The following is a 14,873-nucleotide window of genomic DNA, read 5'->3' on the forward strand; positions in this document are numbered from 1 at the left end:
TTGTTCCGGTTGTATGCGACACATCACTTCTCCGTTAGCGGGTTGTCTGCTGGCGGCTTCTGTTCTGGCAGGGCGGCATTATTTTCCCGATTATTTTCAGGCCATCGTCCGGTTTGAATCAGTACTGCTGTTCCTGAGTGGACTGATTGCCGGTATTCGATTGCCGGATATTGATCTGGCTTTACCAGGGCTGAGTCACCGTTCAGGAATTACTCATTCGTGCCTTCTGGCGGTATTGCCCTTGATGCTTGATCTGCCCTTCGTTGCAGGCGGTCTGGCAATGGGGATTGCGCTGCATTTGTCGTCCGATATCCAGCCAAAAACATGGACCGGTGGAGCATTGATCAGGTTTCCAATACTGGGCAGTATCGGGATGCTCTCGCCACTCTGGATTCTGTTCAATATTGTGGGTTGTTTTGTGGTGCTGTTCCACACCATGCCGCAGGAGCACGAGGTTGGCCATTGGGCCATTCTGGCTGTGATGCTGTTGGGAGGTGGCTGGTATTTCTTAAGTGAAGAGAAAAAGCGGCTTCTTCCGTTGATAACACTGGCCTTCTGTATGTTGTTGGTGCACCAATATAATAAGGGTCGGCTCAATGTTGAGATAGTGATTCGATATTTTGTCTGAAGACAGCCGACTTCGCCTCCCGGGTGAGCCAACGACAAGCACAAATCAATCGCTTGACTTTGAGTCGCCAAGCTTTCGTTTCCGGTGTTGACTTTTGTGTTCCGTCAGGGCTTTCGCGTTTGGCAGGGTCTTCTGGCACTCAGGGCAGGTTTGCACTCCGGTGTGATCTTTGCTTTTGTCAGCCCACAGGGCTTGAGAGCTTGGCAGGGTCTTCTGGCACTCAGGGCAGGTCTGCACTCCGGTGTGATAACGCCTTTTGTGATTCGACAGGGCTTTTGCATTTGGCAGGGCCTTCTGGCACTCAGGGCAGGTCTGCACTCCGGTGTGATAACGCCTTTTGTGATGCGACAGGGCTTGAGCATTTGGCAAGGTCTTCTGGCATTCAGGGCAGGTTTGCACTCCGCTGTGATCTTTCCTTTTGTGATCCGACAGGGCTTGAGCGTTTCGCAGGGTCTTCTGGCACTTAGGGCAGGTTCGCACACCGCTGTGATCTTTTCTTTTATGATCCGACAGGGCTTTCGTGTTTGGCAGGGTCTTCTGGCACTCAGGGCAGCTTTGCACTCCGGTGTGATCTTTCCTTTTGTGATCCGACAAGGCTCTCGTGTTTGGCAGGGTCTTCTGACACTGAGGGCAGGTTTGCACTCCGGTGTGATAGTGACTTTTGTGTTCCGAGAGGGATTGAGCGTTTGGCAGGGTCCTTTGGCAGTCAGGGCAGGTTTGCACTCCGCTGTGATCTTTTCTTTTGTGATCCGACAGGGCTTTCGAGTTTGGCAGCGTCTTCTGGCACTGGGGGCAGGTTTTCACTCCGCTGTGACTTTTTTTTCTGTGATCCCACAGGGCTTGATTGTTGCGCAAGGTCTTTAGACACTCAGAACAGGTTTTCTCTCCAGTATGATATTGCCTTTTGTGACTCGCAAGGGACTTTGCGTCTGACAGGGCTCTCTGACTCTCAGGACAGGTTCGAGCTCCGGTATCATCTTTCCTTTTGTGATTTGACAGGGGTTTCGTGTGGCCATCCGCTCCGACCAGGGTTGCATTGCAGGTTTTTTGTCTGGTTTTGTCGTCTTTTCGGGCTTGTACTGTGCTTCCCTGGGTAAGTGCAATGGAAATCCCGACTGCTTCGGGAGGGCCCGGGACAGTGAACGAGTCATTAATGACAGCAAAACCATCAGTGGTGGTAGACAGGCCAGAAGCACCCTGGGGCTGAATGCCCGGATCGGCCAGTATTTCGAAAGGCACATTGTGTTGGGGGAGTAGGGTCTCCAGAGACTCAAAATGACCCATACAAATAAAACAGTCGCCATCGGCTAAATGGGAGTATGAGTCTTGTTCGTGTGTTGCTTCTGTCTTGCCTGTCCAACTCTCTTCAAAATTCAGCAGCCATTGCCCTGGCTCGATGCTGTCGGGTGATGGTCGCAGTTGACAAAGGCCATGGCAGGGAGGGGTATAACAGTTTAAATCCAAAGTATGCAGGTGTTGTTGAGGGCCTCCGTTACCGTCGTCATTATCAGTGTTCAGCGGGCTGGTAAAAGAGTCCCCGGAGTGGCTGGTGACTGATGAGGTTTGTTGGCCGGATGATGATGTTGATGGCCGGTATTGTGATGGGTCATGCCCTGAGTTAAATAGCACAGTAGTGATCGCAAATCCGACAACCACTTCGACAGGTATCCAAAAAAAATGGCTGCCTGGCCGGGCCGGTCGGTCTCGTTTTATAGAAAAGCACGGGTTTGGATTATCTGTATTGTGTGCAGGCTTGAAAATAAAATCTCTTTCCGACGGCTCGGCAAGAAAGAAGACAGACAATGACAGTAATAGCAGTGCTGTAAAGAGTAAGTATTTAATAATTCTATCCTTGCTCTGGTTTACAGATAGGAAGGATAGATCAAGAAGATAAGTGTGTTTTTAAAAAGGCCGTTGAGCATACCTTAACGCAGGGGCATGATGCAGACCGATGGGTCATTCTGGTTGTGTTTAGGTGATCCAATGACAAGCACAAATCAATCACTTGACTTTGAGTCATCAAGCTTTCGTTTCCGGTGTTGACTTTTGTGATACGTCAGAGCTTTCGCGTTTGGCAGGGTCTTCTGGCACTCAGGGCAGGTTTGTACTCCGGTGTGTACTTTGCTTTTGTGATTCGACAGGGCTTTTGCATTTGGCAGGGTCTTCTGGCACTCAGGGCAGGTTTGCACTCCAGTATGACATTTTTTGTGATACGACAAGGCTTGAGCATTTGGCAGGGTCTTCTGGCATTCAGGGCAGGTTTGCACTCCGCTGTGATCTTTTCTTTTATGATCCAACAGGGCTTGAGCGTTTCGCAGGGGCTTCTGGCACTCAGGGCAGATTCGCACTCGGCTGTGATCTTTTCTTTTATGGTACGATAGGGCTTTCGCGTTTGGCAAAGTCTTCTGGCACTCAGGGCAGGTTTGCACTCCGGTGTGATCTTTTTTTTTGTGAACCGACAGGGCTCTCGAGTTTGGCAGGGCCTTCTGACACAGAGGGCAGGTTTGCACTCCGGTGTGATAGTGACTTTTGTGATCCGCGAGGGATTGAGTGTTTGACAGGGTCCTCTGGCAGTCAGGGCAGGTTTGCACTCCGGTGTGATCTTTTCTTTTGTGAATCCACAGGGCTTTCGTGTTTGGCAGGGTCTTCTGGCACTGGGGGCAGGTTTTTACTCCGCTGTGATTTTTTTTTCTGTGATCCCACAGGGCTTGAGTGTTGCGCAAGGTCTTTAGACACTTAGAACAGGTTTTCTCTCCACTATGATATTGCCTTTTGTGACTCGAAAGGGCCTTCGCGTCTGACAGGGTCTTCTGGCACTCAGGACAGGTTTGAGCTTCGGTGTCATCTTTCCTTTTGTGATTTGACAGGGCTTTCGTGTGGCCATCCGCCCCGACCAGGGGTGCGTCGCAGGTTTTTTGTCTGGTTTTATCCTCTTTCCGGGCTTGTAACGTGCCTCTCTGGGCAAGAGCAATGGAAATCCCGACCGCTTCGGGAGGGCCCGGGACAGTGAACGAGTCATTAATGACAGCAAAACCATCAGCGGTGGCAGAAAGGCCAGAAGTACCCTGGGGCTGAATGCCCGGTTCGGCCAGTGTTTCGATAGGCGCATTGTATTGGGGGAGTTGGGCCTCTGGAAACTCAAGATGACCCATACAAATAAAACAGTCATCGGCTAAATGGGAGTATGAGTCTTGTTCGTGTGTTGCTTCTGTCTGGTCTGTCCAACTCTCTTCAAAATTCGGCAGCCATTGCCCTGGCTCGGTGCTGTCGGGTAATGGTCGCCGTTGACAAAGGCCATGGCAGGGAGAGGTATAACAGTTTAAATCGAAAGTATGCAGGTGTTGTTGAGGGTTTCCGTTACCGTCGTCATTATCAGTGTTCAGTGGGCTGGTAAAAGAGCCCCCGGAGTGGCTGGTGGCTGGTGAGGTTTGTTGGCCGGATGATGATGTTGATGGCCGGTATTGTGATGGGTCATGCCCAGAGTTAAATAGCACAGTAGTGATCGCAAATCCGACAACCACTTCGTCAGGTACCCAAAAAAAATGGCTGCCTGGCCGGACCGTTCGGTCTCGTTTTATAGAAAAGCACGGGTTTGGATTATCTGTATTCTGTGCAGGCCTGACAATAAAATCTCTTCCCGACGGCTCGGCCTGAAAGACGACAGACAATGACAGTAATAGCAGTGCTGTAAAGAGTAAGTATTTAATAATTCTATCCTTGCTCTGGTTTACCGATAGGAAGGATAGATCAAGAAGATAAGTGTGTTTTTAAAAGGGCCGTTGAGCATCCCTTGACGCAGGGGCATGATGCAGATCGATGGGCCATCCTGTTTGTGATGCTGTTGGGAGGTGGCTGGTATTTCTTGTGAGCATGGAGATTTGAGCCTTGGCTATGGCGACGATCGCCAACGCAGGATTAAGGCTCAAATCTTCAGCGCAATTGGGAGTTAGAAAGTTTGATTGGTATTACTGCTTTGTGGCTGCCAGAGCGCGTTGTTGTTCACGAAAAGCCTGTTTGGCTTTTCTTCGATTCAAAACGGTATTGCCGACCTCACCTCCGAGGTGAGCTTCTCCACGTCGTCTTGCCAGCTGAATCTGGTGTTCACGTTCACGGAAACGTTGCTTCTGATCCGGTGTGTGCCTGTCATAGCAGTGAGGGCAACTGACGCCCTGTTCAAAGTGTTCGCTGAGCTGGTCCTGAACGGTTATAGGAAGACGACAAGCGTTGCATTGATCGTACTGACCTTTTTCAAGCTGATGATTGACGGTGACACGATCATCAAAAACAAAGCATTCGCCTTCCCAGGTGGATTCTTCCTGGGGTATTTCTTCCAGGTATTTGAGAATCCCGCCTTTCAGGTGGTAGACCTCTTCAAAACCCTGTTCTTTCAGATAGGCCGTCGACTTTTCGCAGCGAATGCCACCAGTGCAGAACATGGCAATTTTCTTGTGTTGCCCGGGGTTGAGGTGATCCCTGACGTATTCAGGAAACTCCCTGAAGGTCTCGGTGTTGGGATTGATCGCATTTTTGAAGGTGCCTACCTGGACTTCATAATCGTTGCGGGTATCAACCACCAGAACCTCCGGATCATTGATCAAATCGTTCCATGACTTGGCATCGACATAGGTTCCGACAACATGGTTGGGATCAATACCTTCCACACCCATGGTGACGATCTCTTTCTTGAGTTTGACCTTGGTTCGTTTGAAAGGCATCGCCTCGGTGTAGGATAACTTATACTCAATTTCAGCGAGACGGGGGTCGCTTTTCAGCCAGACCAGGAGCTGGTCTATGGCATTTCGGGTACCGGCAACGGTGCCATTAATACCTTCCCGGGCAAGCAGCAGAGTGCCATGAACGCCATGGCCCTCCATGACTTTCAGAAGTTCAGGCTTAATGGTTTCAAAGTTATCCAGAGTAACAAATTTATAGAGCGCACAAACGACGATTGACATATAGGGTCCTGTTGCTGGCCGGAGCGTAAATCCGGTGCGGTGTGTTACAGCCTCCTTCAGGCGAAAGACGACTAACTTTCTGGTCAGGAATCAGACCAGCCGATAAGGATAGCAAAGAGAAAGCACCGGCTGCCAGTGCAGTTAATACTCACACACACTCTGTTGGTTGGTCTGGTTTTATTACATAAACTAGCTTTGCAGCCAGACATCTTTAGCCCAGTGCCAGACCGAAGGCCAGGTGGTTTCCGAGAGGTCGCCTGCTGTCCAAAGGCCTACTTCACCTTCCGCAGACACGCAATAAAAGTCGCCATTATGCTCACAGAGCGGCAGCAGATCTCTGGGCATTCCCTGGTCCCAGGCGATGGCCGCAACTTCAGGCAGGTAGGTGTGAGAGCAGGGGTCTTTAATGGTAACGGGTTCCATGGAGCCAAAAACAAGGTCACTGACTTGCAGCAGAAACTCCCGGAAGTCGGAAGGAATCGGAAGCAGTAGCTGCTCTTCAGCTTCGATAATCTCATCTTCGTCAGGAAGCTCCAATGGTGTAGGTACCTCGACGGCACCTTCCCGGAGTTCATCAATGACATCTTCCATAGCGATAACCTGTGACTGGGGCTGTGGCGGTAGAAAAGCCCCTCATGGATAAGGGGCTGTCATGAGGCTCAATGGAGCCGGTTTTCCTGATTATCTGCGACCTTTGACCGGTCTGCCAGATTGGGAAGGTTTTTTTCGAGTGTTGCCGGAGCCTGATTTGAATGCTGGCCTGTTTTTATTACCAGCAGGCTTTTTTCCCGGATGAGCTGAAGTTGAGCGCGGCTTGCCAGACTTTTTGGAGGGCGCCTCGTCACTCAAAGTAACCTTAACACCGTCCTCAAAATAAGGCACTGGCTCAACGTTCAGGGGCTTGTTAATGAGCTTACGAATGGCTTCCAGCAGTTTTTTCTCTTCCGGGTTCATCAGGGAGATCGCTCGCCCCGGGCTGCCAGCACGACCGGTTCGACCAATACGGTGCACATAATCCTGCGGCACTTTAGGCAGGTCGTAGTTTACCACCAGTGGCAACTGATCCATATCCAGCCCTCTGGAAGCAACATCAGTGGCTACCAGAACCCGGTAAGCACCCGCCTGAAACTCAACCAGCGTTCTGCTGCGAACAGGCTGGCTCTTGTCACTGTGCAGTGCCGTGGCGCTGATACCTTCGTCAGCGAGCAGGTCTGCAACTTTTTCGGCGGCTTTTTTGGTGCGCACGAAAACCAGAACCTGCTCCCACTTGCCACCTTCAATGATATAGCTGAGGATTTCCGGTTTATCCTGCTGATCCACAGGATAGACCGACTGTTTGACTGTGCTGGCAGCAGAGTTTGGATTCTCTATTTCAATTTTGACCGGATGACGCTGGAACTCATGGGCCAGCGCCTTGATCTGCTTGGAGAAGGTTGCAGAGAAAAGCAGATTCTGACGTTTGGCGGGCAGAACCTCAAGAATCTGATCCAGCTCATTTTTAAAGCCGAGGTCCAACATTCTGTCGGCTTCATCCAGAACCAGGATTTTCAGGTGGTCCAGGGTCACATGTTGTTTTCGGATCAGGTCCAGCAGTCGCCCCGGTGTTGCCGTCAGCACATCCACTCCAGCCTGAAGCGCTGCCACCTGGGGCTCTATATCAACACCGCCGTATGCGACTGCTGAGCGAAGAGAGAGGTTTGAACCATAGCGAACGACGCTTTCGCCAACCTGAATAGCCAGCTCGCGGGTAGGTACCAGGATCAGGGCGCGAACAGGATGGTTCTTGAGCGTCCGCATTTCTGACAGACGGTGCAGCAGCGGCAAGGTGAAGCCAGCTGTTTTGCCCGTTCCGGTCTGGGCGGATGCCATGACATCGCGGCCGGTCAGAACCATAGGAATAGCTTTGGCCTGAATCGGGGAGGCTTTTTTATAACCCTGTTCGGTGACTGCCTGAAGGAGAGGTTTACACAAACCAAGGGATGAAAAATCAGTCATTTTGATCTGCAGACCTCTAAGACATGAAATGGGCAGAGGATTGTACAGCAGTCTTTGGCGTTGTGCATTGGGGTTTACCCGCTCTCACTGGAGCGGGAGTGCAACTCAGATCTGCTTGCGCAGGCGCAAGGGCAGTCTGCGAAAATCTATCTCGTACTTACCTTCGGATCCAATCATTGATCCGGCACTGTCATAGAGCCATTGAGCCACGCCATAAAGACCTTCTTCATAAGTATTGATAGCCCCTGTGATGGTGATTTCTCCCAGGCTCTGATTAATGTTCATCACCTTGAGAAAACCCTCGATCTCAGGGCCTTTCAGCTTGAAAGTTGCGCCAGAGCTGCAACCACTCAACGTGAAATACTCATTTTTGATCAGGTTATGATGGAGTGTGCCTGAAGAGTCCATATCCAGCTCATACAGCTTGATATAGCCGAAGCTGTTATTGTCGGAGCCGATTTTCAGTTCCACTTGAAACTGTTCCACCTTGTCGGTCGAGCGATCAAGCGTAACTTTAGACATGCCCGAGTAGTTCCCTGAGGGCAGGTTACATAAGTTTCCGGCATTGACGAAGCTGGCCAGGCAAACAAGCACGCTGAATAGCTTAATTTTTATTAGATTTTTCATTCCCTTCCTCCAATTTTTTAATGGCTTATATTGTTATTGGACAAGGAATGTGCAGTTAAGTTCTCAGTAGGAAGGGATTTGTTGAGGTTAAAGCGGTTTTTTCTAGACTAAAGTCTGAGAAAACCCGCTCTCATAACGGTTCAGGAAGGATTAGTTTTTCTTGCGTTTTAAAGGCTCAAAACCGGCATCAACCGATTCAGTGGTGTCCTGGCTGGCGGGTTTACGGCGCTTACCCAGGTTCTTTTTGTTGCGCTGCCGTGTTTTTCCAGCATTAGTCTTGTCGGAGACCTTCTTTTTCTTGCTGCCGGCGGCTTTTCCCGAAGCCTTCAGCTTTTTAGGGCCTTTCCAGCTGCCTCTCAGCTCCTTGATTGAGCGTTTTTCAAAGCGTGTTTTCAGATAACGCTCTATGCCTGACATCAGGTTCCATTCGTTGGGGCCAATCAGGGAGATGGCCAGACCTTTTTCACCGGCTCGTCCAGTGCGGCCGACGCGGTGAACATAGTCATCGCCATTGCGAGCCATATCGAAATTAATGACCAGCTCAATCCCTTTGATATCCAGACCTCTGGCTGCGACATCGGTAGCCACCAGAATATTGATCTGGCCTGAAGCCAGCATGGCCATCATCTTTTTTCGTTCCTGGTGATCCATCTCACCATGCAGAACACCGGCTTTCAGGTCACTGTAGCGAAGGAAACCGCACAGCTGGTCAGCCAGGTTACGGGTATTGGTGAAAACAATGGCTTTCTCGAAAGGCTCGTTTTCCAACAGCCAGCGAGTCAGCTTTTCCTTATGCTTTTGATCATCGCTCAGTACGACCTGCTGATGGATGTTCTCATGCTTTTCTCTGGCCGTATTTAAGGTCAGGGTTTCAGGTTCTCGCAAAACCAAGTCAATCAGTACACCCATCCCTTTTTGTTGCAGGGTGGCAGAGAACAGCATGGTTTGTCGATCCTGACGACATTCAGAGGCAATTTTCAGGATGTCTGGACTGAAACCAAAATCCAGCATGCGGTCAGCCTCATCCAGAATCAGGTATTCCAGATCATTAAAGTCGGTATTGTTGTTCTCCATGTGCTCAAGCAGACGGCCCGGCGTGGCGATCAGAATTTCCGGATTCTTTCTCAATGTATTGACCTGGTGACGAAACGGGTCGCCACCGGTAATCAGTCCGGCTTTGATCTGGGTAAAACGGGCCAGGGCTTCCGTCTCTTTCAGAATCTGTCGGGCCAGCTCCCGGGTGGGCACCAGAATCAGCATTCGGGTGCTGGAGCGGGGGGCTGGAGTGTTCTCGAAATGATTCAGGGCAGGCAGCAGGAATGCCGCCGTCTTGCCACTGCCGGTTTCGGAGCTGACCAGCAGATCTTTGCCATCCAGCGCTCTGGGAATCACTGCCACCTGGACGGGGGTGGCCTCGCTGAAATTTCTTTCAGTCAGGGCTTTTTGCAGCCGTTCGTGCAGAGCCAGGTCAGAAAAAAGCAAGCGATACTCCTTATGAGAATTCCCACCGAATCAGCTCGGTGGGGAGGGGGAGGGTTTTAACAGGGTATGATTGAGTATTGTGGATTACATGACACGCATTCCGGGTTGAGCACCTTCATGGGGCTCAAGAATCCAGAGATCTTTACCGCCGGGGCCGGCGGCCAGAACCATCCCTTCACTCACGCCAAACTTCATTTTACGAGGTGCCAGGTTGGCGACCATAACCGTATACTTGCCGGTCAGGGCTTCCGGGGCATAGGCAGACTTTATGCCGGCGAATACGTTGCGAGGCTCTGCTTCGCCAATATCCAGAGTTAATCGCAGTAGTTTACCAGCGCCTTCTACCAGCTCGGCATTGACAATTTTGGCAATACGCAGATCCACCCTGGCAAAGTCATCGAAAGTAATCTGCTCAGCCACAGGCTCTTTTTCCAGCCATTCGTTGCAGGCAGAGGTTTCAGCAGGTTTTTGCTCAGACATTTTGGCAAGTACCTCTTTGCTGGCTTCAATCATGGCTTCGACTTTATTCAACTCGACACGGGTCATCAGAGGCTTGAACTTGTTCACCCCGTGATCCAGAAGCAGGGTCTGGCTGTCGGTCCAGCGCAGAGGCTCTATGTTCAGGAAGGCTTCTGCCCTGGTCGCCATAGCAGGCAGAACCGGCTTCAGGTAGATCATCAGCAAACGGAACAGGTTAATACCGGCTGAACAGATGTCGTGCAGTTCCTGATCCTTGCCTTCTTCTTTAGCAACAACCCAGGGCTTCACTTCGTCAATCCAGGCATTGGCTTTGTCAGCCAGAGCCATGATTTCACGCATGGCTTTGCCGAATTCACGGCCTTCATAGAGTTCTGCGATGCGCTCTCCGGTCTTCTGGAAGTCGGCTGTCAGCTCCGGGATCATGTTGTTGGTAGACAATTTTCCAGTAAAACGCTTCTTGATAAAGCCGGCGTTACGACTGGCAATGTTAACCACTTTGCCGACCAGGTCAGAGTTTACCCGCTGAACCAGGTCTTCTGTGTTCAGGTCCAGGTCATCGATGCGACTGGACAGTTTGGCGGCGTAATAATAACGCAGATACTCCGGGTCCAGGTGCTCCAGATAAGTCCGGGCGGTAATAAAGGTGCCACGGGACTTGGACATTTTTTCGCCGTTCACTGTCAGGTAACCATGAACATTGACGGAGGTCGGTGTGCGATAACCCGTACCTTCCAGCATGGCAGGCCAGAACAGGCAATGGAAGTTGACAATGTCCTTGCCGATGAAGTGATGCACTTCACAGTCACTGTCTTTTTTCCAGTAATCGTCAAAGTTCAGGTCGTCTCTTTTCTGGCACAGGTTCTCGAAAGACGCCATATAGCCGATGGGAGCGTCCAGCCAGACGTAGAAGTATTTACCGGGCTCACCGGGAATTTCGAAGCCGAAGTAAGGCGCGTCGCGGGAAATATCCCAGTCCTGCAGGCCAGCGTCCAGCCACTCGGCCAACTTGTTGGCAATCTCGTCGGAAATGGTGCCGGAACGGGTCCACTCTTTCAGGAAGCCATCAAAATCTGAAAGTCTGAAGAAAAAGTGCTCACTCTCTTTTTCTACCGGAACCGCACCGGAAATAGCCGACCTGGGATTTTTCAGGTCGGTGGGAGAATAGGTGGCGCCACATTTTTCACAGTTATCACCGTACTGGTCGTCTGCCCCGCACTTTGGACATTCCCCCTTGATATAACGATCCGCCAGAAACATCTGCTTCTCAGGGTCATACGCCTGTGTGATGTTGCAGCTGGCGATATGGCCATTTTCCTTCAGCTTCAGGTAAATGGCTTCAGACAGTTTGCGATTTTCTTCAGAGTGGGTGGAGTGGTAATTATCAAACTCCACCAGGAAATCACCAAAGTCACGAATGCGCTCTTTGTTGATCAGGGCGACAGACTCTTCTGGCGAAATGCCCTGCTTTTCAGCATGCAGGCTGATGGCGGTGCCATGGGCATCGTCGGCGCAGACGTAAGTGCATTGGTTGCCGAACAGCTTCTGAAAACGAACCCAGATATCGGTTTGAATGTATTCCACCAGGTGTCCCATATGCAGAGGACCATTGGCATAGGGCAGGGCACTGGTGACAAGTATTTTACGTTGGCTCATTCGAGTACTGTGTTGCTGGCAAATTGAAAGAGGGTAAAGGTGGGCAGTATACGATAATTCTTATTGCTAAGGCTAAGACTTAAGTAAAGAGGCCGCTATTGAAGTACTTTAACTCCTCCATATCCAGAGATATTCTGGTCGACCCGGAAACCCTTTATCAGCGGCAAAGCTTACTTCGAACTAACAGCTACTGAAAGTTTACTTAGGTTGAATGCCTGCACGAGTCCATAAGGGTTCCTTTTCCCAGTTAGCCGGAAACCCCATATGTACTCTTGAAATCGCTGGATTTCTTGAGATCAACCCGTTAAGCCTGGTGGCCCAGCCACTTCCGGGGCTAATTCTGCTCAATAGCGTTTCGATAATAACCAGCTGATAGTAAAGCCGTCGCCGTGGATTAATGGTTTGTGCAGGTGATGAGGGAACCGTAATTTTCTCAGGGATATATATCCAATTTGCTGGTGCTTTTCTTGGCCATACGGGGCTGGTACCAAACTCTCTATTCCAGATTCTTGAATGATGAGCGCAGTGATTACGTAAATCAGACAGTGAACGAAACCAGGTTTTAAGTACTGTAAATTGAAAACCAAAATGCTTTGTAAGAGGCTTCTGATCTTCCGGGGAGCGAAGATTGGCAAAGAGTTCTGAAATTTGTTTGAAGCTTAAAAGTTCCAGTGCCATCCATAACGGTGGTTGTACTGGTGAATCAGGGTACTTCCGTTGATAGCTTTCCAGATATACCTCCATCTTCCTCCTCTCAGACTTGCTTTTCAGTTCACTAATCAGCCATTGGTGATTGTAATGGCTATTAAAAATGTTTGGGTCAAGATACCCATGAGGACCGTGTCGTGTAGCGAGAACTTGTGTTAATTGAGCACGCAGTGCAACTTCTATTCGTTCAATGGCATCTAAAAGGAGAAGTCTCAACTCTCTGTCGAAAATATACAGTTCCAGGACATCTTCAAATGATGTGCCTGAAATGAACTGATGACCATCACCCGATCTGGGGATGTAGAACGGGCGGGTATAGGCACTTAAACGGAAGTAACTAATATTCTTTAAGTAGCGTTTGGCTCTGACAGGGTCAGCAACTACCAAGCCTCTGGCAATCAAAGTTTCAATCTGCTCGTTGAGGCTTAATGCGTGCTTGCTGAAAGTAACCATTTGTTTTTATTGTCGAAAATGTGCTTTCTATTATTAACTGGCAATAAAAAAACCCGCCAGAGTGTGCTTCGTCGAGAGGCATGGCGGGCGTGTTAGGGTAAAACTAGGTGTTAGTGGGTGATATGTCAATAGGTGCCTGTTTTTATCTCCAATTCGAGTAGCATACGATGCAACCGACAATAGTGCTTGCAAGGAGTTAACCGAACGACCAAAAAATCTTGATCGGGTACCGATTTAAAAATCGGTGATGTGTGGGGCTACCTCAGCGAAGCAGAACAAAGTGCTGCTATGAGAGGCCTTGAAGAGGGTTATTTTGGCAACACAGCTTACTTTAAATCAATAGCCACTGAAATTTATCTCGTGTTCAGATGAAATTTTTGTCCCTGTGAAAAAAGTAAGATCACTTAAAAGCTACAAAGGAAAAGTCGCCAGCGCATGACAGGTCTGGTCTGGGTGAAACCGCCCGAAGAAAGTAAAAATACCGCTATTCAATCCGGCTTTACTGGCGTTAAAATAACCGGCTTCCCGTTACAGGTATGGGACAAATTCCGGGAGTAAATGGGTTCTGTCCGGCCTGGCTTCAGGCTCCCGAAGGGATTTACTCAGCACAAAATCTTAAGACAGGTTTCTGCCTCCTTAACGGAGGAATGATCCTGTCTCTGGCTGGCGTCTTCGCCTTTGGCCTTATCTGACAGCGCAGGGCTGTTCCATTATTACAACCGGTAGACCGAAGCCGGGAAGGCAGGTATTGTTAAATTCATGACTGACGAAGAACGCCAGAAGCAAAAACTGCGAAGAGAGTGGGCTTCCGGAGACAGGTCTCCATTTCAGGATTTTGCTCAGGAACGTGGAGAAGAACATCCTGTGTTTGCCCGACAGACGACTGGAGCGACAGCCGCTCAGTCGAAGACGCTTGCGGAGGGCGCCAGGGTTCAGCCTCTGCCTGAGGATTTTACGCCTGATGCAGTTTACATAGAGTTTCTTGAGGCGCACCACGGTATTCCGGCAGACTTTACCCTTGCCCAACTTCCGGAATTCAAGCTCTACTGGCTGGAGACCGGTGAAGCTCGCAAAGCCTGGCAGAATAAGTTCAAGAACCATGTGATCTACCAGTGGAAGCGGGGTCAAAGTGAAGAAGGGCAACGAACTCATAAATCAACTGTCGAAAAACTTACAGACACCAGCTGGGCAGATGGACTCCAGTTCGACTTCGACGAGTCAGACGACCAGTCGTGAAACCTTGCAAAGAGCTCAACAGACAAAGTATGCCATTAATACTCTGTTTACCATGCTGGAAGCCGCCTTCCCGTTAAAGTTTAAAAAAGCCTTCCCAACCGATGCTTCATTGGTAGAAGCGAAGAAAGTCTGGATTCAGGGGCTCGGAGAATTCAAGCCTGCCAGGATTGTCAGGGCTGGTCAAAAAGTTCTGGATACCACTAAATTTTTTCCTGATCTCAGCGAGATACGCGAACATTGTAAGCTGCATCATGATGAGATGGGCTTGAAAAAGCCTCTGCAAGCTTATTACGAAGCCTGCTATGCGCCTGAGCAGAGCCGCGACTCTCGTTGGTCTCACATTGCCGTCTATCTGGCAGCACGGGAAACGGGCTGGATGACCCTGCGAAGTGAAGAGCAAAGAGTCGCCTTTCCCATCTTTGAGCGAAATTACAACATACTCTGTAACCGGGTTCTTGATGGTGAGGATCTTGAGGCTTCAATCATGAAAGGTATTGAAGACAGTCGCTCGAAAGAAGCCGTGAGGGTTGCCGATGAGCAGGCTGAGCAGGCGCTGCGAAAAACCATGGCAAAGCAGGGCATTGATCCTGACTCGGGCCGCTCTGCTTTTGAGAAGTTGAAAAAGTCGCTGTCCAATGGTCAGTAAATTCGTTTTT

At 50.0% G+C, this 14,873-nt stretch carries 13 protein-coding genes; 4 read left to right on the plus strand and 9 right to left on the minus strand.

The genetic code is table 11. The annotated features are described in order from the left end of the window. Positions 1 to 13: 13 nt before the first annotated feature. Positions 14 to 628 carry a hypothetical protein gene (locus ACOJUO_RS14905; protein WP_422137384.1) on the plus strand — a complete coding sequence of 205 codons (615 nt, stop codon included), beginning with the start codon at positions 14 to 16 and terminating at the stop codon, positions 626 to 628. A gap of 45 nt (positions 629 to 673) precedes the next feature. Here ACOJUO_RS14905 and ACOJUO_RS14910 read toward each other — a convergent pair whose 3' ends face one another. The 9 genes from ACOJUO_RS14910 to ACOJUO_RS14950 form a co-directional block, all read right to left on the minus strand. After that, positions 674 to 2,284 carry a C2H2-type zinc finger protein gene (locus tag ACOJUO_RS14910; RefSeq protein WP_422137385.1) on the minus strand — a complete coding sequence of 537 codons (1,611 nt, stop codon included), beginning with the start codon at positions 2,282 to 2,284 and terminating at the stop codon, positions 674 to 676. Positions 2,285 to 2,625: 341 nt separating this feature from the next. Next, a complete protein-coding gene (locus ACOJUO_RS14915; RefSeq protein ID WP_422137386.1) occupies positions 2,626 to 4,296 on the minus strand; it encodes a C2H2-type zinc finger protein in 1,671 nt (556 codons plus the stop codon). A 297-nt stretch (positions 4,297 to 4,593) separates the two neighbouring features. Next, positions 4,594 to 5,583 carry a rhodanese-related sulfurtransferase gene (locus ACOJUO_RS14920; RefSeq protein WP_422132819.1) on the minus strand — a complete coding sequence of 330 codons (990 nt, stop codon included), beginning with the start codon at positions 5,581 to 5,583 and terminating at the stop codon, positions 4,594 to 4,596. 189 nt (positions 5,584 to 5,772) lie between these two features. After that, complete coding sequence (locus ACOJUO_RS14925) at positions 5,773 to 6,174, minus strand: SMI1/KNR4 family protein (protein ID WP_422132820.1); 402 nt, start codon at positions 6,172 to 6,174, stop codon at positions 5,773 to 5,775. Positions 6,175 to 6,264: 90 nt separating this feature from the next. Further along, positions 6,265 to 7,578: a DEAD/DEAH box helicase gene (locus tag ACOJUO_RS14930; protein ID WP_422132821.1), complete on the minus strand. Its 1,314-nt coding sequence runs from the start codon at positions 7,576 to 7,578 to the stop codon at positions 6,265 to 6,267. Between the two features lie 105 nt (positions 7,579 to 7,683). Further along, positions 7,684 to 8,205, minus strand: coding sequence for a hypothetical protein (locus tag ACOJUO_RS14935; RefSeq protein WP_422132822.1), 522 nt, complete (start codon positions 8,203 to 8,205; stop codon positions 7,684 to 7,686). Between the two features lie 150 nt (positions 8,206 to 8,355). Then, positions 8,356 to 9,687, minus strand: coding sequence for a DEAD/DEAH box helicase (locus ACOJUO_RS14940; protein WP_422132823.1), 1,332 nt, complete (start codon positions 9,685 to 9,687; stop codon positions 8,356 to 8,358). Between the two features lie 84 nt (positions 9,688 to 9,771). After that, on the minus strand, positions 9,772 to 11,820 hold the full coding sequence (gene metG / locus ACOJUO_RS14945) for a methionine--tRNA ligase (protein WP_422137387.1): 2,049 nt from the start codon (positions 11,818 to 11,820) through the stop codon (positions 9,772 to 9,774). A 198-nt stretch (positions 11,821 to 12,018) separates the two neighbouring features. Continuing rightward, positions 12,019 to 12,981: an Abi family protein gene (locus ACOJUO_RS14950; protein WP_422137388.1), complete on the minus strand. Its 963-nt coding sequence runs from the start codon at positions 12,979 to 12,981 to the stop codon at positions 12,019 to 12,021. Positions 12,982 to 13,416: 435 nt separating this feature from the next. Between ACOJUO_RS14950 and ACOJUO_RS14955 the strand changes: the two genes are divergently transcribed. From ACOJUO_RS14955 to ACOJUO_RS14965, 3 genes are all read left to right on the plus strand, one after another. Further along, positions 13,417 to 13,539, plus strand: a complete 123-nt coding sequence (locus ACOJUO_RS14955; RefSeq protein ID WP_422132824.1) for a hypothetical protein — start codon at positions 13,417 to 13,419, stop codon at positions 13,537 to 13,539. A gap of 201 nt (positions 13,540 to 13,740) precedes the next feature. Continuing rightward, entirely contained in the window at positions 13,741 to 14,217 is a 477-nt protein-coding gene (locus tag ACOJUO_RS14960) for a DnaT-like ssDNA-binding domain-containing protein (protein ID WP_422132825.1), read from the plus strand. Beyond that, entirely contained in the window at positions 14,174 to 14,863 is a 690-nt protein-coding gene (locus ACOJUO_RS14965; protein ID WP_422132826.1) for a replication protein P, read from the plus strand. Before ACOJUO_RS14960 ends, ACOJUO_RS14965 begins: the two co-directional genes overlap by 44 nt. The last annotated feature ends 10 nt before the right edge of the window (positions 14,864 to 14,873 follow it).

The organism is Endozoicomonas sp. ALC020 (assembly GCF_049275935.1).
In the GTDB taxonomy this organism is placed as follows: domain Bacteria; phylum Pseudomonadota; class Gammaproteobacteria; order Pseudomonadales; family Endozoicomonadaceae; genus Endozoicomonas_A.

What these genes read in the sequence shown, in the direction of transcription:
- ACOJUO_RS14905 (WP_422137384.1), top strand. Translation starts at nt 14, where the DNA reads ATGCGACACATCACTTCTCCGTTAGCGGGTTGTCTGCTGGCGGCTTCT.
- ACOJUO_RS14925 (WP_422132820.1), bottom strand. Translation starts at nt 6,174, where the DNA reads ATGGAAGATGTCATTGATGAACTCCGGGAAGGTGCCGTCGAGGTACCT.
- ACOJUO_RS14935 (WP_422132822.1), bottom strand. Translation starts at nt 8,205, where the DNA reads ATGAAAAATCTAATAAAAATTAAGCTATTCAGCGTGCTTGTTTGCCTG.
- ACOJUO_RS14955 (WP_422132824.1), top strand. Translation starts at nt 13,417, where the DNA reads ATGACAGGTCTGGTCTGGGTGAAACCGCCCGAAGAAAGTAAAAATACC.
- metG (WP_422137387.1), bottom strand. Translation starts at nt 11,820, where the DNA reads ATGAGCCAACGTAAAATACTTGTCACCAGTGCCCTGCCCTATGCCAAT.
- ACOJUO_RS14920 (WP_422132819.1), bottom strand. Translation starts at nt 5,583, where the DNA reads ATGTCAATCGTCGTTTGTGCGCTCTATAAATTTGTTACTCTGGATAAC.
- ACOJUO_RS14960 (WP_422132825.1), top strand. Translation starts at nt 13,741, where the DNA reads ATGACTGACGAAGAACGCCAGAAGCAAAAACTGCGAAGAGAGTGGGCT.
- ACOJUO_RS14950 (WP_422137388.1), bottom strand. Translation starts at nt 12,981, where the DNA reads ATGGTTACTTTCAGCAAGCACGCATTAAGCCTCAACGAGCAGATTGAA.
- ACOJUO_RS14930 (WP_422132821.1), bottom strand. Translation starts at nt 7,578, where the DNA reads ATGACTGATTTTTCATCCCTTGGTTTGTGTAAACCTCTCCTTCAGGCA.
- ACOJUO_RS14965 (WP_422132826.1), top strand. Translation starts at nt 14,174, where the DNA reads ATGGACTCCAGTTCGACTTCGACGAGTCAGACGACCAGTCGTGAAACC.